This is a genomic window from Kitasatospora sp. SC0581 (assembly GCF_048159585.1).
Lineage (GTDB): Bacteria > Actinomycetota > Actinomycetes > Streptomycetales > Streptomycetaceae > Kitasatospora.
Genome location: NZ_JBLRWA010000012.1, coordinates 84,848 through 105,255, shown reverse-complemented (window position 1 = coordinate 105,255; position 20,408 = coordinate 84,848). Strand labels below are relative to the sequence as shown.

The 20,408-nt window shown below is 74.4% G+C and carries 22 protein-coding genes; 8 read left to right on the top strand and 14 right to left on the bottom strand.

What is annotated here, in order from left to right; translation table 11 throughout:
* The first annotated feature begins 82 nt into the window (after nucleotides 1-82).
* Both ACLWS4_RS20230 and ACLWS4_RS20225 read left to right on the top strand, forming a co-directional pair.
* The gene (locus ACLWS4_RS20230) at nucleotides 83-757 is read left to right on the top strand and encodes a hypothetical protein (protein ID WP_416874825.1); all 675 of its coding nucleotides are present in this window, start codon (nucleotides 83-85) and stop codon (nucleotides 755-757) included.
* Between the two features lie 654 nt (nucleotides 758-1,411).
* Complete coding sequence (locus ACLWS4_RS20225; RefSeq protein ID WP_049657761.1) at nucleotides 1,412-1,852, top strand: hypothetical protein; 441 nt, start codon at nucleotides 1,412-1,414, stop codon at nucleotides 1,850-1,852.
* A gap of 102 nt (nucleotides 1,853-1,954) precedes the next feature.
* On the opposite strand, the gene ACLWS4_RS20220 is transcribed toward ACLWS4_RS20225, so the two are convergent.
* Entirely contained in the window at nucleotides 1,955-2,551 is a 597-nt protein-coding gene (locus ACLWS4_RS20220; protein WP_079272640.1) for a DinB family protein, read from the bottom strand.
* 205 nt (nucleotides 2,552-2,756) lie between these two features.
* Between ACLWS4_RS20220 and ACLWS4_RS20215 the strand changes: the two genes are divergently transcribed.
* Nucleotides 2,757-3,326, top strand: a complete 570-nt coding sequence (locus tag ACLWS4_RS20215; RefSeq protein ID WP_416874824.1) for a GNAT family N-acetyltransferase — start codon at nucleotides 2,757-2,759, stop codon at nucleotides 3,324-3,326.
* On the opposite strand, the gene mycP is transcribed toward ACLWS4_RS20215, so the two are convergent.
* The 4 genes from mycP to ACLWS4_RS20195 form a co-directional block, all read right to left on the bottom strand.
* A complete protein-coding gene (gene mycP / locus ACLWS4_RS20210; RefSeq protein WP_063780332.1) occupies nucleotides 3,320-4,522 on the bottom strand; it encodes a type VII secretion-associated serine protease mycosin in 1,203 nt (400 codons plus the stop codon). The genes ACLWS4_RS20215 and mycP overlap by 7 nt on opposite strands.
* Nucleotides 4,523-4,608: 86 nt before the next feature.
* Nucleotides 4,609-6,039: a WXG100 family type VII secretion target gene (locus ACLWS4_RS20205; RefSeq protein ID WP_375874767.1), complete on the bottom strand. Its 1,431-nt coding sequence runs from the start codon at nucleotides 6,037-6,039 to the stop codon at nucleotides 4,609-4,611.
* A gap of 37 nt (nucleotides 6,040-6,076) precedes the next feature.
* Entirely contained in the window at nucleotides 6,077-6,526 is a 450-nt protein-coding gene (locus ACLWS4_RS20200; RefSeq protein ID WP_049657753.1) for a hypothetical protein, read from the bottom strand.
* 99 nt (nucleotides 6,527-6,625) lie between these two features.
* Nucleotides 6,626-7,339, bottom strand: a complete 714-nt coding sequence (locus tag ACLWS4_RS20195; RefSeq protein WP_416874823.1) for an endonuclease V — start codon at nucleotides 7,337-7,339, stop codon at nucleotides 6,626-6,628.
* 233 nt (nucleotides 7,340-7,572) lie between these two features.
* Between ACLWS4_RS20195 and ACLWS4_RS20190 the strand changes: the two genes are divergently transcribed.
* Nucleotides 7,573-7,845 carry a hypothetical protein gene (locus tag ACLWS4_RS20190; protein WP_074005038.1) on the top strand — a complete coding sequence of 91 codons (273 nt, stop codon included), beginning with the start codon at nucleotides 7,573-7,575 and terminating at the stop codon, nucleotides 7,843-7,845.
* A gap of 36 nt (nucleotides 7,846-7,881) precedes the next feature.
* Here ACLWS4_RS20190 and ACLWS4_RS20185 read toward each other — a convergent pair whose 3' ends face one another.
* Nucleotides 7,882-8,634: an RDD family protein gene (locus ACLWS4_RS20185; RefSeq protein ID WP_416874822.1), complete on the bottom strand. Its 753-nt coding sequence runs from the start codon at nucleotides 8,632-8,634 to the stop codon at nucleotides 7,882-7,884.
* A 74-nt stretch (nucleotides 8,635-8,708) separates the two neighbouring features.
* Nucleotides 8,709-10,397, bottom strand: a complete 1,689-nt coding sequence (locus ACLWS4_RS20180) for an RDD family protein (protein WP_416874821.1) — start codon at nucleotides 10,395-10,397, stop codon at nucleotides 8,709-8,711.
* Nucleotides 10,398-10,803: 406 nt separating this feature from the next.
* Here ACLWS4_RS20180 and ACLWS4_RS20175 point away from each other — a divergent pair, with 406 nt between their 5' ends.
* Nucleotides 10,804-11,220 carry an SsgA family sporulation/cell division regulator gene (locus tag ACLWS4_RS20175; RefSeq protein ID WP_049658875.1) on the top strand — a complete coding sequence of 139 codons (417 nt, stop codon included), beginning with the start codon at nucleotides 10,804-10,806 and terminating at the stop codon, nucleotides 11,218-11,220.
* Between the two features lie 158 nt (nucleotides 11,221-11,378).
* Here the strand turns inward: ACLWS4_RS20175 and ACLWS4_RS20170 are convergent, their stop codons facing one another.
* The 4 genes from ACLWS4_RS20170 to ACLWS4_RS20155 form a co-directional block, all read right to left on the bottom strand.
* Nucleotides 11,379-12,779, bottom strand: a complete 1,401-nt coding sequence (locus tag ACLWS4_RS20170; protein WP_107418900.1) for a glycosyltransferase 87 family protein — start codon at nucleotides 12,777-12,779, stop codon at nucleotides 11,379-11,381.
* 174 nt (nucleotides 12,780-12,953) lie between these two features.
* Nucleotides 12,954-13,082, bottom strand: a complete 129-nt coding sequence (locus ACLWS4_RS20165; RefSeq protein ID WP_416874820.1) for a hypothetical protein — start codon at nucleotides 13,080-13,082, stop codon at nucleotides 12,954-12,956.
* Nucleotides 13,083-13,320: 238 nt separating this feature from the next.
* The gene (locus ACLWS4_RS20160) at nucleotides 13,321-14,853 is read right to left on the bottom strand and encodes a sensor histidine kinase (RefSeq protein WP_416874819.1); all 1,533 of its coding nucleotides are present in this window, start codon (nucleotides 14,851-14,853) and stop codon (nucleotides 13,321-13,323) included.
* Nucleotides 14,850-15,554 (bottom strand): response regulator transcription factor, encoded by a 705-nt coding sequence (locus ACLWS4_RS20155; RefSeq protein WP_416874818.1) that lies wholly within the window; start codon nucleotides 15,552-15,554, stop codon nucleotides 14,850-14,852. Before ACLWS4_RS20155 ends, ACLWS4_RS20160 begins: the two co-directional genes overlap by 4 nt.
* A gap of 134 nt (nucleotides 15,555-15,688) precedes the next feature.
* Here ACLWS4_RS20155 and ACLWS4_RS20150 point away from each other — a divergent pair, with 134 nt between their 5' ends.
* Nucleotides 15,689-16,246, top strand: coding sequence for a hypothetical protein (locus ACLWS4_RS20150; protein ID WP_416874817.1), 558 nt, complete (start codon nucleotides 15,689-15,691; stop codon nucleotides 16,244-16,246).
* 48 nt (nucleotides 16,247-16,294) lie between these two features.
* Here the strand turns inward: ACLWS4_RS20150 and ACLWS4_RS20145 are convergent, their stop codons facing one another.
* Nucleotides 16,295-16,900, bottom strand: a complete 606-nt coding sequence (locus tag ACLWS4_RS20145; protein ID WP_416874816.1) for a VOC family protein — start codon at nucleotides 16,898-16,900, stop codon at nucleotides 16,295-16,297.
* Between the two features lie 273 nt (nucleotides 16,901-17,173).
* Between ACLWS4_RS20145 and ACLWS4_RS20140 the strand changes: the two genes are divergently transcribed.
* Together ACLWS4_RS20140 and ACLWS4_RS20135 are read left to right on the top strand one after the other, a co-directional pair.
* Nucleotides 17,174-17,656, top strand: coding sequence for an Lrp/AsnC family transcriptional regulator (locus ACLWS4_RS20140; protein ID WP_181970601.1), 483 nt, complete (start codon nucleotides 17,174-17,176; stop codon nucleotides 17,654-17,656).
* 152 nt (nucleotides 17,657-17,808) lie between these two features.
* Nucleotides 17,809-18,579: a helix-turn-helix domain-containing protein gene (locus ACLWS4_RS20135; protein ID WP_049654774.1), complete on the top strand. Its 771-nt coding sequence runs from the start codon at nucleotides 17,809-17,811 to the stop codon at nucleotides 18,577-18,579.
* 73 nt (nucleotides 18,580-18,652) lie between these two features.
* Here ACLWS4_RS20135 and ACLWS4_RS20130 read toward each other — a convergent pair whose 3' ends face one another.
* Entirely contained in the window at nucleotides 18,653-19,459 is an 807-nt protein-coding gene (locus tag ACLWS4_RS20130) for a S16 family serine protease (RefSeq protein ID WP_074005030.1), read from the bottom strand.
* Nucleotides 19,460-19,497: 38 nt separating this feature from the next.
* Nucleotides 19,498-20,148: an IclR family transcriptional regulator gene (locus tag ACLWS4_RS20125; protein ID WP_049654777.1), complete on the bottom strand. Its 651-nt coding sequence runs from the start codon at nucleotides 20,146-20,148 to the stop codon at nucleotides 19,498-19,500.
* Between the last annotated feature and the right edge of the window lie 260 nt (nucleotides 20,149-20,408).

Genomic DNA, 20,408 nt, shown 5'->3' with positions numbered 1-20,408 from the left:
CCTGACCCAGAGTGATCAAAGGCATACGGCGAGGGACCCCCAAGGCGTCAATCCCGCCCCGGGGATTGCCTAGGCTTACGTCATGTCACGTGACGAGACCGCCGGCCTCCGCGCGGCCCAGCTCCGCCTCGGCCGTCTGCCCGGATACGTCCGCCGCCCGGACCCCGCCCGCCGCAGCGGCGAGAAGGGGCATACGTACAAGAAGGGCTGGGAGGTCCGCTTCACCGCCCGCAGTGAGGCCGAGATAGCAGAGATCCGCGACCTCGTGGTCGCCGCCGGGTTCGCCCCGGCCAGGCCCTTCTTCAAGGGCCACCAGCTCATCCAGCCCGTCTACGGCATGGCGGCCGTACAGGCCTACCTGGCCGCTAGACAGGCCGCCGAGGAGCATGCCGCCCGGGCCGCGCTCGGCCGCCGACGACGGGCCACCGGACGCGCCCCCGGGGCGCTCACCGGGGGCGTGCACGCCCCCGCCGCGCACGCCACGGGTGTGCACGCGGCGAGCGCCCACGCCGCGGGTCCGCATGCCGCCGGCGCCCACGCCACGGGCGCGGCGCACACGGGCCCGGCGCACGCGGGCCCGGCGCACCGGTGCGAGCGCGAGGAGGCGGCCGCCGGGGCAGCTGCGGCGGCTGCGGCCGCGGCAGCCGCGGCGGCGCAGGCGGCCCGGCGACGGGCCGTCGAAGCCTTCCCGACCCAGGTCGAACGGGACACCGCCGTCGACCGGATCTCCCCCATGGAGGCCCGGACGACCTCCTGACGGACAGCCGGCCGCTCCGCCCGCCCTCCCGCCCCCGGCGTGCCGCCCGGCCCGACCCGGGCCGCCGGGGTGTGGCGGACGCGCCCGGCGGCACACCGGCGGTCGCGGGACCACCCCGTCCAACGGCCGCCCCACCAGCGCGCCCTCCGCCCCGGCGCGCGGCGGGCGCCGGGTCCACCGCGTCCACGGCGCACCCGTTCCGCGCACGCCGTCCGGCCCGCCCGCGCGGACGTCATCGCGGTGACGACCATGCCCTCTTCCGTGGCGATCTTCCCCACGATCGTGAGTGCGGTTGTGCGGGTGGTTGTGCGCACCCAGGTTCGCGCCCTGGGCGTGGACGCCAGCCTCCACAGGGCCTACGGTGGCACATCAACCGCCCTGCGGCCGCCGTCGCCCCACACCCTCTGACCAGCCGCGACACGCTCGCACCTACGAATCCCGCGCCACTGCGCAGCACCGCCCCACCGGCCCTCGCCGGCCCTCCGCCCGACCGTCCCGCCACCTCGCCGCACCCGGTCGCCACCGGAACCGGCCTGGCGGCGGCGGGTTCCGGGCATTCCATCGGATTGGTCACCCAGCGCACCGAGGGCCTACCGTAGAGTGAGCACAGATGATCGACCGTCAGAAACCCATCTCCCTTTCCGAGAAGCCGAGATGACCAACCGTCACGAGAGTTCAGCCGAGCCGCCCCCGAGGCCCGGCGAGCCGGCGGAGGTGCCCCTGGAGTTCACCGCGTTCTGCGAACTCCACCGCCCCCGGTACCTCAGCTACGCGCGCGTGTGGCTGACCGAGCACAGCGCCGCGGCCGTCGCCGTCCAACAGGCCTTCGCGGAAATCGCGGTGCACTGGCGGGAGTTGATGGGCAGCTCCAACCCCACCGCGCACGCCTGGGAGATCCTGCGCGGCACCGTCGCCGACCACACCCGCCAGGCGACCCCCGCCCCGGACCGCCACCCGGCCGACGACGACCTGGCGATCCTGCACTACGTCGTCGGCCTCGCCGCCCCCGAGATCGCCGACGTCATCGGCACCGACGCCGCCAGCGTGGCCGGACGGCTGCGCCGCACCATGCTGCGCGAGGCCTCCGGCTGGTGACCCCGCGCCCCGGCCGCCTCCGGTCCGGCCTCAGACCGGGCCTCGGCCCCGCTCCCGGGCCCGGCTCCAGGACCGGCTTCAGGACCGGCTTCAGGACCGGCTTCAGACCCGCTCGCCCGTCACGTCGAACAGGTGGTGCACCGGGTCGTGGATCAGGTACCGGGAGAACGACTCGACCGTGAACCGCGCCCCGTCGCTGCGGCTCCCGGTCCGCGCCCACTGCGCCCCCGCCACCCGCTCGAAAGCGGCGGCGAGCGTCTCCGCGGCCTCCGCCAGCTCCCCGGCCACCACCTTCGGGTCCTGCTCCCCGTAGCGCTCGGCGACGGCCGTCTCGTCCTGGTCCCAGTTGGGGAACAGCGGGTCCTCCAGGTCCAGCATCAGGTTCAGCCGGACCTCGAACAGCCGGAAGACGTCCCGGACGTGGCACGCGTACTCCAGGTCCGACCACACCCCCGGAGCCGGCCGCCTGCGCAGCCCGTCCACATCCCCCGCCAGCACCGCCAGCCAGCCCTCCGCATTGGCCCGGACCATCCCGGCGACGTCCTCCCGCACCACCCGCGGAGTCTCCAACCCGCAGTCGGGGCACGGGCGTTCCAGCACCCAGGTCCAGTCCTTGGTGTCGGGGACGATCCCGTCGTCGGCGGTGTTCGTGGCGGCGATCGACGTGCTCTCGACCCGCGTGCGCTCAGGAGTGCTCATGGGCCCAGCATCTCCGCCACCGGGGGAACCCCACCAGCGGCAATGACGCCAGCGGTCGCCGAAATACTGCCACCCCCGGCGCATTCACCCGGCGCGCCAGCCCGAAACACGCCCCCGTCCCCGCGCGCACCCCAACCGGTGCGCGCCCGCACGCCAGGACTAAACACGTGGACGAACCGGAAGCCGACCATCCATCCTGGCCGCCATGACCGCTCCCACCGATCTCGCCGCCCTCGCCGTGAAGCCCACCCTGCACGGCCCCACCATCCGACTCGTCCCCCTCGACGAACGGCACACCGACCCGATGTGGGAACTCTGCGCCGACGAGACCACCAGACGGCTCACCGGCACCCGCACCGCCTTCACCCGCGACCGGATCCACCAGTGGTGCACCACCCGCGCCCAACAGCCCGACCGCCTCGACCTCGCCGTCGAAGACCCCGCCACCGGCCGCTTCCTCGGCGAGGCCGCCCTCAACGACGTCGACCCCGACAACTCCTCCGCCGGCTACCGGATCGCCCTCACCCCGGACCACACCGGCCGCGGCATCGGCACCGAAACCACCCTCCTGGTCCTGCGCCACGCCTTCGAGACCATCCGCCTCCACCGCGTCCACCTCGAAGTCTTCGAGTACAACGAACGCGCCGCCCACTCCTACCGCAAGTCCGGCTTCACCCTCGAAGGCCGCTCCCGCCAAGCCCACCACTGGGACGACCGCTACTGGGACATCCTCCAGATGGCCGCCCTACGCGACGAATGGCTCGCCACTCACTGACCCGCCCCCCGCCGCCTCCGCACCACCAACACCCCGACGAGAGCAACCACCAACACCAACCCCCCGGCCGCCACCCCCACGACCACCCCGACCCCGTTCCCGCCGTTCCCCTTGTCCCCCTCGGGGACCATGGGCACGACGGCGGGCTCGTCGGTCTCCTCGTCCACCGGAGGCGGAGTGCCCTTCGCCTCCATCCGCCCGAGCAGGGGGTTCTCCCGGGGCCCGTTGTCCACGGCGGGATTCGCCTCCAGGGCCTTCGCCGGCGCGACGAGCCCGTAGCCGTAGTGGTTGTCGGGTACCGCCGTCCCGTTGGCCGGCGGCGTGGCCGTTTTGATCATGCGGTTGATCACCTGCCCGGCGGACAGGTCGGGGTACTTCGACCGAATCAGCGCGGCAGTGGCGGCGACGTAGGCCGTGGAATCGGAGGTGCCGTTCGCAACCAGGTAGCTCGTCGGTGACTTCGCCCCGGCGTGGTTGATCCCGACGCCTGGCGCGATGAGCGTGGTCTCGGGGCCGGACGTGGAATCGCCCCACACAACACCCTTGGAATCTGCCGCCCCCACGGCCACGACGCCGGGGAAGGCGGCCGGATACCCTACGCCGTTGCTTGAACCGTCGTTGCCCGTGCCCGCGATCAGAACGACGTCCTTCGACACCCCGTACGCAACCGCCTTTCGCGTCTGCGAGTCGAATCGCGAGCCCCCCCCGAGAGAGATGTTGACGACCTTCGCGCCCTTGTCCACCGCGAAGCGGATGCCCGCCGCCAGGTCGTTCTGCTCGGGGATGGGGCCTTCGTCGTTCGTCCGCACCTTCACCGGAAGGATCTTCGCCTTCGGAGCCAGGCCCATCACTCCGGCCTGAGTGCCGTGGCCGTGGCCGGCGATCAGACTCGCCATGCCCGTCCCGTGCCCGTTGGTGTCAACACGACCATCCGACTGGGTACCCGAGAAATCAGCCCCTGGAAGAACCTGCCCGGTCAGGTCCTGGTGGTCCGGGTTAACCCCGGTGTCGATCACCGCGACGACGACGCCCTCGCCCTGGCTGACCGGCCAGACCTTGGCCTCGGCCTCGAAGGTCTTCAAAGCCCATTGCTGGTCCCTGACCTGATCGGCCAAGGCCGCCGGCCCGGCAACACCCCAGACCAGTGCCCCGGCAGCAAGGACCGCCGTACCACGCGCCAACCAGCGGCTCGTCAAACCCGGTCACCCCACTCAGCGAGGCATCCCGCAGGCCACCGACCTGCGGGATGCGATCAGATCACCAGTCCGCCTACGGACCGGCCTCATTCCACCACGTTCGGGTTGGTCGGCTTGTCCGACGCCCAGGTCTCCTCGTCCTCGACGAGGTAGTCCGGCCGCTTGCCGTCCTTCTCCCGATCCTTCTTGCGTCCCTGGGTACCGGTCAGCGGGATACCAGGAGACATGCCGTTCGCACCTGCGACGCCGGACTCGCCCCTGAGGCGGTTCCGCACTCCCAGCCCGGACCCGCCTTCCGTGAACGCCTGCTTGCCGTGTGCCCCGGCATCGGGCGGCGTCGCCCCTCGGACGGAACCGCCTGGTCGGCCCTGAGTCGCACCGGTCTGCTTGCCTCCGGTGGCTCCACGGCCGCCGGCTCCGAAGCCCGGATTGACCTCACCGCCACCACCTGCGACAGCCCGGCCCGCCCGTGGGCTCACGCCCTGCACCGGTGTCTCGCCACCGGTGGACCCACTGCCTCCGTATCCGGGCCTGCCGTTCCCGATCCCGGGCAGGGCCACCGGATTCTGCGCGGTCGGTCCGGCCGGGCCGACGACCGTCTGCCCGCCTCCGGTCGGAGCCGGCCCGGTCACGGGGCCCGTGACCGGGCCGGTGCTCAGGCCGGAGGTCTGGGTGCCCGAAGTGGGGGGCGTCGGCACGCTACCGCTCGGACGGGACACCGGGGTGCCGGAAATACCCGCTTCGGGACCGCGACCCACCGTGCTCGACGGCTTCGACAGGGCTTGCGCCGTACCGCCCTTGATGCCGGAGTCGGTCGCGACAGCCGCGTTCCTGGCCGAGGAGCCGGCCGCCATCGGAGGCTGGGAGGACTTCGGACGCTGCGGCGCAGGGGCGGATGCGGTCCGCGCGGACGTTCCCCCGGCTCCGAGCGAGGTACCCGACATGACCGCCGCCGCCATCGCCGCAGCGCTGCCAGGGTCGTCCTGTGATCCCTGCTCAACGGGCTTGTCGACACGCTGGTTCGTCATCGGCGGGGGCTTCAGGGCCGGGGTGGCGACGCGGTAGTGCATGGCGAGGGTCTGCATGATGGCGGCCGCTTCGGCCTTCTTGCGGTCGGCGAGGGGGATGTGTTCGTCGTCGTCGCCGAAGAGGGCGTCGCCGACGGTGTCCTTGACCTTGTCCCAGTTGCCGGGTTCCTCGGGCATGTCGCGCTTGGCCTTGGCCATGGCTTCGGAGGTGTTGTGGAGGGTGTTGGCCGCGTCGTTGGCGTAGGCGGCGGCGTTGTTGATGCTGGCGGCCAGGGTGAGCATGCGGGTGTGGAAGGCGTCGCTGGTGGTGCCTTCCCAGGAGGTGGCGGCTTCGGTGCTGGCCTTGGTGAGGGTCTGGCGGATCTGCTTGAGGGTGTCGGCGGCCTTGCGCCAGGGGTCGCCGGCGGCCATCACCGCGCCGGGGTCGAGGGCCTGTGCCATGGTGCGGAGCTGGGCGTGGCTGTACTTGGTGAAGTCGGTGTAGACCACGGGCGGTCGGCCTCCGTTCGGGGCGGGCGGGCGGCGGTCAGACGGTGGCGTTGCCGCGGGTGGACGGGGTGCGGTTCTGCTGGGCCGCGGCCTGGCTGCTCGCGGAGGGCTGGGCGACGGACCAGCCGTCGTCGCCGAGCTTGAGCTTCGTGGCGGTGTGCTGGTCCTGCTCCTCGTAGTTGGTGGCGGTGAGGTCGGCCTTCTGCTGGGCCTCGTTCACGGCTTCCTGGAGCTGGTTGAGGACGTCGCGCAGCGCGTCCCGCATGGTGCCGTAGCGGCCGTGGATCTCGGCGGCCTCGGCGAAGGTCCCGAAGGCGGTCTTGCCGATGCCGCTGCGGCCGTGGGCGTCGGTGCCGTCGGCGTGTTTCTGGAAGTCGGCGAGCAGCAGCCGTACTTGGCCGGCGAAGGCGCGGAGCTGTTCGACCTCGACGCGGTAGCCCTGTCCGGCTCCGCCGGTCGATCCGGTTCCGGTGGTTCCTGTGCCCATGTCGGCGCCTCCCCCGTGCGTCCGTCCCCCTGGCGGCCGGGGCCGGGCCCCGGTGTCTCATGTCTAACACACCGGGCCCGAATCCCGCCCGGGGCATGGTCAGTTCGCGTTCGTCCCGGTGCGGCGGGCGTCGGCGAGGGCGCGGCGGCAGAGTGAGTCGGCGTGCCGGGTGGTTTCGGGGAGGCGGTAGTGGCGGGCGAGGTCGAGGGTGGTGCGGACGGCGGTGTCGAGGCCGGTGCGGTGGCCGACGGAGACGAAGACGGGTTTGACGCCGGCCCTGGTGCGGACGGCGCGGCCGACCTCCTCGCCGGTGGCGGGGTCGGTGAGGGGGGTCCAGGAGCCGCGTGGTGCGTCGGGTTCGTGGTGGTCGAAGGTGAAGGGGGTCTTGGCGACGCCGAGGGTGCGGAGTCCGGTGAGGATGCCGAGGTGGCTGGCGAGGCCGAGGCGGCGGGGGTGGGCGAGGCCGTAGCCGTCGCAGACGACGGTTTCGGGGGTGCGGGTGAGGGCGGCCAACGCGTCGAGGACGGCGGGGAGTTCGCGGAAGGCGAGCAGTCCGGGGACGTACGGGAAGGCGATCCGGCCGACGGCGGTGGCCTGTTCGACGACGTCCAGGGTGTCGCGGTCGAGCAGGACGGCCGCGGCGGCGACGAGGTCGTGTTCGTCGTCGTAGGCGACGTCCACGCCGGCGATCAGGGTGCCGGGGGCGGCGGGGTCCCGGCCCGGGTCGTCGTGGGGCTGGACGAGCGGGCGCAGCCGCTCCTGTTCGGCGAGTGCCTCGGCCTCGGTGGTGGGCCAGTCGGCGGGGATGGGCATGGTCGGTTCCCCCGGGTACGTGGTGCTCGGTGATACGTGCTCAGCGACAGTGCGTGGCAGGTGCCGGTCTCACCGTACCGAGCGGGCCGGACGACCCCGGGGTGAGCCCGTGCGCCCCCTGTGCCCCCGCCTCCGGGGGCTAGCCTGGACGTACCCGTCCTCCCCGCGGGGTAGCACCACTGGAACCGGCTCCACTCCCGCCCGTTTCCCCCGACGTGCGAAGGACCCCCGCCATGCCGCGCCCCTCCGTCGCCCAGGCCTGCCTCGGCTCGTTCACCGTCGTCGCCACCACGGTGGCACTGCTGGCCGTCTCGGGCGCCTCGGGCGTCCTGGCGGTCGTGGTGCTGGTGGGGTTCGCGCTGGCGCTCGGCACCGTGGTGACGGTGCTTTCGATGTCCGCCGCCGCGGCCAGGTCCGCCACCGTGGCGTCGGGCTCCGGGGCCCCGGCCGCCCCGCCGCGCCCCACCGCGACCGCTGCCGGGCACGCGTACGCCCGGCAGCGCTGATCCGCCGCCGGGCGCGGGCGCGTCCCGCCGCGCCGCTCAGACCTCCGTGGTGACCACCACGGTCTTCGCGGCCTTGTCGTGCAGGCACTGCCGGTAGGGCTTGTCGAAGACGCCGAAGAGGCCGTCGACGATCCACCAGAGCGCGGCGCAGCAGAGCACGGCCGGGAGGATGAAGACGGCGGCACGGGTCCAGGCGGCGGACTGGGTGGGCTTGTTCCCGTCGACGAGCATGGCGACGCGGATCTTCATCGCCTTCTTGCCGAGGGTCTGGCCGTCCCGGCTGAGCATCAGGGCCTCGTAGACGAGGTAGATGGCGCAGCCGAGCCAGAACGCCTCGGTGGAGCCGTTGCGCGTGCTGAGGTCGGTGAAGGGGCCCACGATGATCACGCCGACGGCCTGCATCAGGAGGTAGTCGATCAGCCGGGCGAGGAACCGCTTGGGCCAGGTGCCGATCGGCGGCATGCCGGGGACGGGGCCGGCGCCGGGGGTGCCGTACGCGCCGGGGCCGTAGCCGGTGCCGTGGCCGGGCGGCGGCTGGTCGTACGGGTTCTGGCCGTACGGGTTCTGACCGGGGGTCGGTTCGCCGTACGGGCTTCCGCCGTAGGTGCCCTGGTAGGCGCCGGGGCCGCCGGACCGGTCACCGGACGAGTCACCGGACGAGTCGTGGGACGGGGTCGGGCCCGGCGGCTCGCCTTCCGGCGTGCCGCCGCCCGGCTGCGGGGGCTGCTTGTCGAAGGAGGGCGTACCGCCCCCCTCCGGCTGGGGGCCTGAGGGGTCGTGGGTGCTCATGCCCCCGAGTAGAACATCACATATTCTCGATGTTCGGGACATTTTGTCCGTTTTGCACCGGGCCCTACCGGCCCTCAGCCGCGCACCACCCGGGTCCGGGCCGCGCGGTCCTGCCAGCCCCGCCGCGCCGTACGGTCGAACACCGGCCAGACCAGGCCGAGCAGCAGCACCGCGCCCAGCTGCCGCACGGCCCAGCGGAGCAGCGAGCGGCCGAGGCTCAGCCTGGTGCGGGCCGCGGGGGCGGCGGCGTCCACCACGCGGATCCGGACGATCCGCTTGCCGAAGGTCTGTCCGGTGCGGGCGACCGGCAGCACCTCGTAGAGCAGGCTGACGAACAGCAGGATGCCGATCAGCACGGCGATCTTGCCCAGCACCACGTCGTCCACCAGCCAGACCTGGACCTGGCGCCGGGTGAGGGCGCTGGCCATCCGGGCCTGGTCGACCTTCTGCCGGAGGTGGTCGGAGACCGAGTTGCCGAGCGGGATCCCGGCTGCGACCGCGACCACCAGCAGCACGGCGGTGTCCACCGTCCGCGCCGCCAGTCGGCGGCCGAGGCCGGCCGGCCCGGGGATCCGGGTGGTCCGGGCGTCCCGGGTGGTCCGGGCGGCCCGGGAGGGCGCGGGGACGGGGGTGGCGGCGGACGGGCGGGGCTGGACGGCGGTCTCCCGGACCGCCCGTACGGCGGGCAGCGGAGCGGCGTGGGCGGAGGCGGTCGCCGCCGCCGCGGCCAGGGGCTTCGAGGCGGCCGCGGTCGCGGCCGGAACCGGGACCGGGGCCTGAAGCGGGCTCCGGAGCATCTCCTCGCCGACCACCGGCACCGGGCCCGAGGCCAGGACGGCCGGCACCGGGGCCTCCCGCACCGCCACCGCCACGGCGGGAGAGCCGGCGGCGGCCAGTTCCGCGGCAATCGGAGCACGCTCGGGCTCCGCACGCCCCTGTTCCGCGTCGGGCGCCTCCGGAAGCACCCCCCAGGAGACCCAACGCGGCGCGTCGCCCGTCTCCATCAGGCCCCGCTGCGCCCGCGGATCGGCCTGCCAGCCGGACTCGAAATCCCCGGCGACCGGAGCGGCGGCCGGGGCCGGAGCCGGGCCCAGCCCCAGCCCCAGCCCCGGGACGGGGGCCGCCTCGGGCACCGCACCGAAGGCCACCGGCGCGTCCACGACCCCGGGCGGCTCGGCACCGGCGAAACCCGACGGCCCCCCGGACGGCGCCCCGGAGGGCACCCCGAACGGCACCCCCGGCGAAACCCCCGACAGCACCCCCGGCCCGTCGACCGTCCGGAACACCGGCCCGCCGATCACCTCCGCCACCCGCGGCCCGAGCACGAAGGACGCCCCGCCCGAGGTCTGGTCGAAGTACACCGGCCCGGTGTCGCCCCCGCCCGCCGGCAGCCCGCCCCGCACCTCCGCCACGGACCCCGGGGGCGCCACCCCGGAAGGCACCGCCCCCAGGGCCACCTGCTCCGGAGCCACCGGTTCCGGAGCCGCCGGCCCCGCACCCCCCGCCTCCGGCGCCACCGCCTCCAGCAGCACCACCGGCGGCGGCACCGCCCGCGCCGCCGGCCCGCCCGGGACGGGAGGGCGGGTCGCGTACCGGGGCGGCGCCGGCACCTCGCCCTCGGCGGGCGCGGGCCGGCTGGTGCCGGGCACCCAGGCCGAGCCGCCCCAGTACCGGATGAAGCCGGGGATGGAGGGGTCGGGGTAGTAGCCGGGCTCGGGTGCGACGGCCGGGTCGCCGGCGGCGGCGAAGGGGCGGTCCGTCATGGGGGTCTTCTTTCCTGGCAGGGCCTGACGAGGACGGTGCGGGCCGACCGGGCCCGACCACCGCAGACGCGTCCCCCCGCGCGCACGACCAGGCGCGCGCCCGGCGTTCGGCGCGCGTGGGGGAGCCACCGATGGGCGGACAGTCGCCGGGCAGTCACAAAGGGTAGTACCTCATCGAAGCCGTGGCGGAAAGTTCGCGAATCCCCGGACAGCGGAGGGTGGCTCAAGGTAAGGAACCCAGCGCACGACGATCGCCCGCGCGCCGTGCCACCCGCCGTTCACCACCCCTCACCAAACTTCCCGAAGAAATCCCGGAAACGTGTGTAAGAGCCGGTGCGGACCGCCCTCTCAAAGGTCACAGGGGCCCGGAACCGGGCACCGCCCGAAGGCAGAGAGGAAGACGATCATGGAGCGTCCCGTCAGCGTCGTCGAGCACGAGCTGGAGCTCAACCTGGTGCTCTCGCCGGAGCACAGCGTCCCCGTCCCGGCCCGACTGTCCTACGGCAGCCACGACCCGTACGCGGTGTACATCACCTTCCACCTGGACACCGGTTCCCCGGTGACCTGGGTGTTCGCCCGCGAGCTGCTGGTCGAGGGCACCTTCCGCCCGTGCGGCCAGGGCGACGTGCGGATCTGGCCGACCCGCTCGGGGCGGCGCAGCGTGCTCTGTCTGGCCCTGAGCTCGCCCGCCGGGGACGCCCTGCTGGAGGCCCCGCTGCCGATCGTCGCGGCCTGGCTGGAGCGGGCGCACCGGCTGGTCCCGCCGGGCAGCGAGCTGGCCGCGCTGGACATGGACGGCTCGCTCGCCGAGCTGCTCGCCTAGGCGTGCGCCGCAGCGTGCACCGGCACGGACAGCAGCAGGGACACGAACACGGACACCCGCGAGAGCACGGCCACGACCGCGACCACGAGCACGGGCAGCGGGCTCGGCAGGAACCGCGAGCGCGGGAACAGGGAAGCAGGAGCGGCGCCCCCGCCGGCTCAGCGGGCCGCGGGGGCCTGCTGACGACCGCGGGCGGCGTCCGGGCCGCCGGTCTCCCGCTGTCCGGGCAGCCGGACCAGCGGCGCGCCGGCCGAGCGCCGTCGGGCCCTTATCCGGACGGCGGCGGCGAGCAGGAAGCAGAGTCCGACCCACGGGTAGACGGAGGTCGGCAGCTGGCGCCACGGTGACATGTCGAGGACGGCCAGGCCGACCGGCTTCGCGGCCCACATCGCGAAGGACAGGAAGGCGACCAGCGTGGCCCAGAAGGCGGCCCGCCAGCGCAGTCGGCGGACGCCGGCCGGGCGGGCGTGCTCGACCGAGGCCTCGGCGGCGAGCAGGACGAGCATCGGCACGCACCAGACCCAGTGGTGGGTCCAGCTGATCGGCGAGATCAGGACGGCGGTGACGGCCGCGCAGCAGACGCCCCAGGCCTCGGCCCGGGGCAGCCAGCGGCCGCTGCGCGCGGCCCAGGCGGCGACGGCGAGGCCGGCCACCGCGACCAGGCCGGCGCCGAGGGTGGCGACGGTGCCGGGGTCGGCGCTGTGCAGCAGGCGGGCGAAGGCGCCGCGCATCGACTGGTTGTCGACGATCCAGGTCTTGCCGACCCGGGAGGAGTCGTAGAGGTACTTGGTCCAGAAGCCCCAGGTGGCGTCGGGCAGGACCAGGGCGCCGAGCAGGAAGGTGCCGAGGAAGGTGAGGCCGGCCACGAAGGCGGCCCGGATCCGTCCGGTGACCAGCAGGTAGACCGCGAACAGGCCGGGGGTGAGCTTGATGCCGGCGGCGATGCCGATCGCCACGCCCTTGCTCCGCCGCCCGTCCGGACGGGTGAGGTCCCAGAGGATCAGGCAGGCCAGCGCGAGGTTGATCTGGCCGTAACGGAGCGTGGTGAAGACCGGTTCGAGCCAGACCCCGAGGCCGGTCACCAGGATCACGCCGATCGGCCGCAGCTCGCGGCGCGGCCACCCGGCCAGCTTGAAGGACAGGTGGGTCAGCAGGGCGAGCAGCCCGATGTTGCCGAGAGTGATCGCCACCCGGAGGAAGGGGACCGGGAACCAGGTGGTCGGGACGAACAGCATCGCCGCGAACGGCGGGTAGGTCGCGGGCAGGTTCCACTCGGTGACGCGCAGCGCGTACAGGTCGGTGCCGTTGGCCACGGCGGCGCCCTCGGCCCGGTAGACGATCATGTCCACCATCGAGGTGTGCACGAAGTGGCGGACCACCGCGTACACCAGCAGGGACAGCAGCGCGACGGCGGAGGCCGCCAGCAGCGGGCGGCGGGGGGCCTCGCGCAGCGCCCGGACGGGGGCGCCGAGGGCCCGGCGCAGCCGGTCCGACAGGGGGGCGGGCGAGGGGTCGGGTGCGGTCCGCACCGGGCTGCGCTCGTCTTGCACCGCTGTCACTGTCCACTCCGTCCACGGCTGGGCCAACCAGCGACGATACCGGATGCCGCCCGGGCGGAACCGGACACGATCGACTACCCGGCGTGACGAACCGGCCCTGACCAGCCGTCCTCCGCCGCGAGCGGGGCACGGACGGCCAGGGCCGGGAATCAGGCGATCACGCAATCACAACCCTCAGCCCGTGTACGCCCCCAGGGCCCGGGTGAAGTCCACCTGCTGCTGGACGACGCTGGAGCACGTCGCGTCGGCATGGGCCTTGGCCCCTGCGACCAGGTCGTACGGCGGGTGGAGCGGGGTGTCCACGCACAGGTTGTGTCCGGCCCCGGCGCCGACCGGGGGAACGGGCACACCGGTCGCCGTGGGGGTGACGGCCGGGGTGGGGTCGGCGCCGGGGTGGAGGTCGGCGTGACCGACGCTAGCGGTGGGCCGGGGGCGCGGCGGGCGGGCTGAGCGAGCGGTAGAGGTCCCTTAGGCCGCCGTTAAGGAAGAGCGCGCGGCCGCCGTGCCGCCACACCTGGCGCCCGGCCACCCCGAGCCGCCGTCACTTCTGGAACAGCGCGCCCCGGCTCCGCCGCCGTCCGCCCCGCGCGGGCGCCGCCTCCTGCGGCCCGGTGCGCAGCCGCAGCCGGGTCTCGGCGCCGCCGAGCACCGCGGAGCGGCCGAGCGCGAGGTCCCCGCCGGTGGACTCGGCGAGCTTGCGGACGATGTCCAGGCCGAGGCCGGTGGAGCCCTCGCCGCCGTGCCCCTCGCCGCGTTTGAGGGCGGCGGCCGGGTCGCTGTACCCCGGTCCGGCGTCGCCGACCAGCACGATCACCGAGCAGTCGGTGGCCAGCACGTCCACCGAGAAGGCGGTGCCGACGGCGGTGTGCCGGAAGACGTTGCCGAGCAGCGCGTCGACGGCGGCCGCCAGGTCGCCGCGCTGGACGGGCACCGGCGCCGCCCGCTCGGCGCCGGCCAGCTGCCAGCGGCGCCCCTCGTCCTCGGCCAGCGCCGACCAGAAGGCGACCCGCTCCCGGATCACCTCGGCGGCGTCGCAGCCGACCGCGACGACGGGCGCGTCCTCGGGGGCGCGGCGGGCCGAGCGGATGATCTGGTCGACCTCGCGCTCCAGTTGGGCGACCGCGTGCCGGGTGGCGTCGGCCGCGTCGCCCTCGCCGAGCGAGGCGGCGTTGAGCCGCAGCACGGTCAGCGGGGTGCGCAGCCGGTGCGACAGGTCCGCGGCCAGTTCCCGTTCGGCGGCGAGGAGTTGGACCACCCGGTCGGCCATGGTGTTGAACGCCTGGCCGGCCTCGCGCAGTTCCTCCGGGCTGCCCGCGACCAGCCGGCCCTCCACCGGGACCCGCACCGCGAGGTTCCCGGCGCCGAGCGAGCGGGCGGCGGCGGCGAGCTTCCGCGCGGAGGCGACGATGCGGCTGCCCATCCGGTCGGCGACCAGCACCGAGATGGCGACCAGGCCGAGCGCCACGGCGGAGAGCACCTGCCAGGCGGTGGCCACGCCCCGGGTGAGGTCGCTCTCGGCCACGAACACCTCGACCACCGCGGTCCGCCCGGTGTCCACCGCGACCGGCTGGAGCAGGGCGTACCCGCCGGCCACCTTCACGGTGAAGGAGCGGCCCTTTCCGCCGGCCGTGGCCACGTCGGCCGCGGCGGCGCGCCCCTCCCCCAGCATCGGGCCCTCGGGCTCGCCGGTCCCGGCGGCCGCCACACCGGGGCCGCCCCCGCCCGTCCCCGCGGCCACCGTCCCGGGGCCGCCTCCGCCCGTCCCCGCGGTCGCCGCCTCGGCGCCGCCCGCTCCGGCGGGCTGCCCGGCCGCCGGAAGGTGCACCGCCATCCGCCCCTGCCCGCCCGCGTCCGTACTGGCCAGGGCCCGGTTGACCGCGTCCTCGTCGGTGGTGATGGCCAGGGCGGGCCCGAGCGCCGCGGCCTGGCGTTCGGCGGCGGTGAAGGCCCGGTCCCGCGCGGTCTGTTGGACCATCAGCCCGAGCGGGATCAGGAAGGCCAGCGCGACCATGGTGGTCCCGGCCACCGCGGCCTTGATCAGGGCCCAGCGCAGCGAGCGCCCGAACCGCCTCATGTCCGGTGCTCCGGCAGTCCTCCGGCGGCCTCCAGTCGGACCCCGACGCCCCGGACGGTGTGCAGGTAGCGGGGGTTGGAGGCGGTCTCGCCGAGCTTGCGGCGCAGCCAGGAGAGGTGGACGTCGATGGTCTGGTCGCCGCCGTAGGTCTGCTGCCAGACCTCGGCGAGGATCTCCTTGCGCGGCACCACCACGCCGGGCCGGGCGGCCAGGAAGGCCAGCAGGTCGAACTCACGGCGGGTCAGGTCGAGCGGCCGTCCGTCCAGCGCGGCCTCCCGCCGCTGGAGGTCGATGGCCAGTCCGCCGACCCGCAGCACCTGGGCGACGGGGGCCGCGCCGCTGCCGAAGCGGCGCAGCACGGCGGTCATCCGGGCGCTGAGGTGCTCCCCGGAGAAAGGTTTCACCAGGTAGTCGTCGGCGCCGTCGTTGAGCAGCCGGATGATCTCGGCCTCGTCGTCCCGGGCGGTGGAGATGATCACCGGCACGTTGGTCAGGCCCCGGAACATCTTGAGCGCCTCGCTGCCGTCCAGGTCCGGCAGGCCGAGGTCGAGGATCACCAGGTCACAGCCGACCTGGGCGACCTCCCGCAGCGCCTCCAGAGCCGTGCCCACACTGCGGACCGCGTGACCGGTGTCGGTCAGGTGCCGGATGAGGGCGGATCGTACGAAGGGGTCGTCCTCGACCACGAGCACTGTTGCCATGGGCCTGCACGGTACGCCATCGCCGGTCAATGGTCTGTACCTCGGGGGTGGGTCCGGACATTGTGCAACTGCCCTGCTGAATACCGGGGGTGCCGGTCTCCATCCGTATGGAAATACGGCAGGATGTGCGGACGATGCGGAACGGACTGGTACAGCTCGGCGCCTGGGCGGCGGCCACCGGGGCGGCGGTGGCGCTGTCCTGGCTCGGCGTGCACGCGGTGCTGACCGGCGCCGCGTTCGAACGGCCCACGGCGCTGCCGCTGCCCTCCCCGAAGGCCGACGGCACGCTGCACTCCGCGCCCGCCACCGCGGACCAGCCGCGCTCCGCCGCACAGTCCACGACCCCTTCCCCGGCGGCCTCCCCGACCACCGGCACCACCAACGCCGCCACCGCCCCGCACGGCCCGGCCCCCGCCACCACCGCCGCCGCGCCGCCCACCCGCCGGCCCGTCCCCACCGCCACCACGACGTCCACGGTGAAGAGCTACCCGATCCCGGGCGGCAAGGTCGCGCTGGACCTGAAGCCGGACCGGGCCACCCTGGTCTCCGCCACCCCGGACCCGGGCTGGCAGATGCAGGTGTGGACCGACGGCCAGTGGCTGCGGGTCGACTTCACCCGGGGCGACGAGGCCAACTCCGTCTTCGCCTCCTGGAACGGCCACCCGCCGATCGTGGAGACGGCGATCCGCTGAGGCGCTCCCGGCGGACCGTCAGGAACCGGTCCGCCGCACGACGCCCCGTCAGAGGCCGTCGCACGGCACGTACCCCGGCAGGTACGGCCCCACGTACCCCGCCCGGTCCACCAGCGTGTGCCTGGTCCCGCCCGGCACCCCGATGGTGGCCAGCAGCACCGCGCCGTAGTCGTCCCGCGCCTCGTACGGCTCGGCCAGCGACAGCGCGCCCCGGTCCACCGCGTAGTCGTAGGCGTAGTAGACGTCCGGCACGCTCACCGCGAGGTCCAGCACCCCGTCCCCGTACCGGTCCAGGTACGCGGTCAGCTCCCGGCCGCGCGGGCCGCCGGTCCGCACCCGGGAGGCGGTCCGGGAGGCGGTCCGCACCGGGGCGGCGGGCCCCGGCGGGGCGGCGGGCACCGGGGAGGTGAGCACGATCCGCGTGCCCGGAGCCGCGAGCACGTACGAGAGCAGCTCCGGCTCGCCGGTCTCCGGCCCGGCGTACGCGGTACATCGCAGCCCGAGCGCGGCGCAGTAGCGGCGGGCCGCCCGCTCGGCGTCGGCGACCGCGAAGACCACCGCGTCGGCGCGGCCCATCGGCAGCGGCCCCGCCTCCGCCGGGTCCACTGGGAGGTCTGCCCCGAACAGGGCGGGTTCGGCGGCGGTGTCGGTCATGACTGCCCTCCCGGTAGGCGTACGGACCATCGTGGCCGCCCCCGGCACCGGGGGTGGGGCCCTGCGCACGGGGGTGTGGCTGGAGGGTGTCGCCGGGCCGACCCGCGCGCAACTGTTCCGTTTCCTCCTGGTCAAGCTGTGCCCCGGAGCGGGAGAATCGGCCGCGCCGCTGTACAGAATGCCCACCACAGGACGGTGCCGCGAATGCCCCCCGCCCACTCGCCGAGCTCCCCCGGCTCCCCCAACTCCACTGCCCCTCAAGGGAATTCCATCGTGGGCAGTACGAACGACACGATCGACCCGCTGGACGGCCGGCTGATCCGGCTGCTCGCCGAGGAGCCCCGGATCGGGGTGCTGGAGTGCTCGCGCCGGCTGCAGGTCGCCCGGGGGACCGTCCAGGCCCGGCTGGACCGGCTCCAGGCCAAGGGCGTGATCGGCGGCTTCGGCCCGGAGGTGGACCCGGCGGCGATCGGCTACCCGGTGACGGCCTTCGCCACCCTGGAGATCTCCCAGGGGCAGGGCGCGGACGTGCGGGCGCACCTGGCGAGCGTGCCGGAGGTGCTGGAGCTGCACACCATCACCGGGATCGGGGACATGCTGGTGCGGATCGTGGCCCGGTCCAACGCCGATCTGCAGCGGGTGATCGACCGGGTGCTGGGCTTCGACGGGATCGTCCGCTCGTCCACCGCGATCGTGCTGGAGAACCCGGTGCCGTACCGGATCCTGCCGCTGGTGGACCAGGCCGCCGCCGAGTAGGAGGGTCCGCGCCACGCCACGCGCCGATTCGGCATAGGCAGGAGGCGTCGGGGGCCGCAAGATTTATGTATGAACGTTCTACAAATCCTGGCGCCGCTCTCCGGCCCGCTGATACCCGTGGCGGCCGCGCCCTCCCCCTGGTCGGCCCCCGCATGACGAACGCCGTCGCGGCCGACGGTACCGCCCCCACCCTCATCGCCTCCGCCCAGCGGGCCCTGCGCCTGCTGGCGGCGGCCGCCCGCTACCCCAAGGGCGCCACCGCCAAGCAGCTCGCCCGGGACACCGACCTCGCCCTGGGCACCGCCTACCACCTGCTGCGCACCCTGGTGCACGACCACTACCTGGAGCGCCACAGCGGCCGCTACCTGACCGGCCCCGCCGTCACCGGGCTGGTCCGGGACGACGGCCCGGCCACCGACCGGGCCCGGCTCAGGGCCCTGCTGGGCCTGCTCGCCGACGAGCTGTCCGCCGCCGTCTACTTCACCTGGTACCGGCACGGCGAGGTGGAGCTGATCGAGGCCGCCGAGGCCCCCGGCGCGCCGCTGATCGACCGGCACAGCTGGCGGGTCGGCGCGCACGCCCACGCGGCCGGGAAGACCCTGCTCGCCCTGATGACCGCCGAGGAGCGCCGGGCCCACCTGGCCCGCTACCCGATGGTGCCGTTCACCCCGTACACCCTGCGGGACCCGGCCTGCCTGCCGCTGCTGCCCCGCCAGGGCCCGCGGCGGGCCGTCCCGATCACCCAGTTCCAGGAGTACGCGCTCGGCTCGGCGGGTGCGGCGGTGCCGATCGTCGCGGGCAACGGCATCGGCGCGATCTCGGTCTCCCTGCCGATGGCCCAGGCCCACCGGCTGGCCGGGATCGCCGCCGAGCTGCGCACCCGGCTCGGCGAGGACTTCGCCGCGGTCGCCTTCGGAATCTGACCGCGCGGGCCGGGCCGACCCCGTGCGGGGGGACGCCCGGCCGGTCGGCGGCCCGCACGAGGCCGGCCGGGGGTCAGCAGGACGGGACGCTGCCGCCGCTCTTCAGCGCCTCCAGGGCGGAGACCGCCTCGCCGAGGGTGCCGACCGGCACCAGCCGCAGCGACTTCGGGGTGTTCACCTTGGCGTCCGAGCACTCGTCCTTGGGCAGCAGGAACACCGTCGCGCCGTCCCGGGCCGCCGCCTGCGTCTTCAGGGGGACGCCGCCGACCGGGCCGACGGTGCCGTCCGCCTCGATGGTGCCGGTGCCGGCGACGGTGAGCCCGCCGGTGAGGTCGCCGCCCTTGCCGTCGCCGGCCAGCTTGTCGACGATGCCCAGCGCCAGCATCTGGCCGGCGCTCGGGCCGCCGACCGCGCCTAGGTCGACCTTGACCTTCACCTGGTCCGGCGACAGGCGGAGGTAGTTCAGCGCGGCCGCGGTGGCGGCGTCCTGGGACTCGGCCATCTGCGCGGCGGTCGCCTCGTCGGCCTTCACCGGGTTGCTCTCCGGGTAGACCGTCTCGGTCGGGCGCACGGCCTCCTTCGGGTCGAACCAGGCCTGCATCGAGCGCCAGAAGGTGTTCTTCTGCCCCGGGTTGGTCGCCGTGATGGTGACCATCCGCAGCTCGCCCTCGGTGGTGCGCAGCGGCGCGCCCGTGATCGTGAGGACCGGCTTGTCCTCGTACGAGCCCAGGGTGTCCGCGGTCAGGCCCGGCCAGGTGATCGTGTACGGCAGCGGGACGAAGGCGGCCACCCCGAACAGCGCGGCGACCAGCACCCCGCACAGCGTGAGCGCGCGGGTCCGCGGGGAGGTGAGGGCCTTGGAGAGCTTGGTGTCGGACACAAGGGGAATCCAAACACACCCGACACCGGGTGCGGGCGCTACCTCAGGGCGTCGGCCACCTCGGTCGCCGCCTCCACCACCCGGGGGCCGACCCGCTCGGGCACCATGCCGTTCAGCATCACCACGCCGACGCTGCCCTCGATGCCGCTCAGTCCGACCAGCGCGGCGGCGGCCCCGCTCGCCCCGGACTGCTCCTCCGCCCGGGTGATGACGAAGCCCTGCTCGGGCCGGCGCTGGCTGGGGAAGGTGCGCGCCTCCAGGATCGCCCGGCCGGCCGCGCTCTCGGTGAGCGGGTGGCGCAGGCCGGTCCGGTAGGCGACGTGGAAGTCGGTCCAGCTGGGCTCGACCACGGCGACGGCCAGCGCCTCGTTGCCGTCCACCAGGGTCAGGTGGGCGGTGGCGCCGAGGTCCTCGGCGAGGCTGCGCAGGGCCGGCAGCGCGGCCTCGCGCAGCAGCGGGTGCACCCGGTGCGCGAGGCGCAGCACGCCGAGGCCGACCCGGGCGCGCCCGCCGATGTCCCGGCGGACCAGGCCGTGCTGCTCCAGGGTGGCCAGCAGCCGGTAGACCACGGTCCGGTTGACGGCCAGCCGGGCGGCCAGCTCGGTCACGGTGAGCCCGCGCTCGGAGTCGGCGAGGAGCTTGAGGACCCGGACGCCGCGGTCCAGGGTCTGGGAGGTCTCGGCTGTCACGACGGGCAATCCTTTCCGCGGCGCTCGCGGGGCGGGCGGCGCCGTTCCAAGGTCGGTGTCGCGCGCAGGTGGGGGTGGCCGCGCTCGGGCCGTACGGCGTCGTCGTTGACGTGCACGGCCCTGCGACGCCGTCCCGCGGGGGTTGCCCGACGGAAGAGCGTGGGGGAAAGGTAGTGAAGGAAATGACGCGACGGAAGTGGTTGTCCAAAATTCGGGCGTGATCAACTCCAACAGCGCCTCGGATTCGGGACGAACCCCCG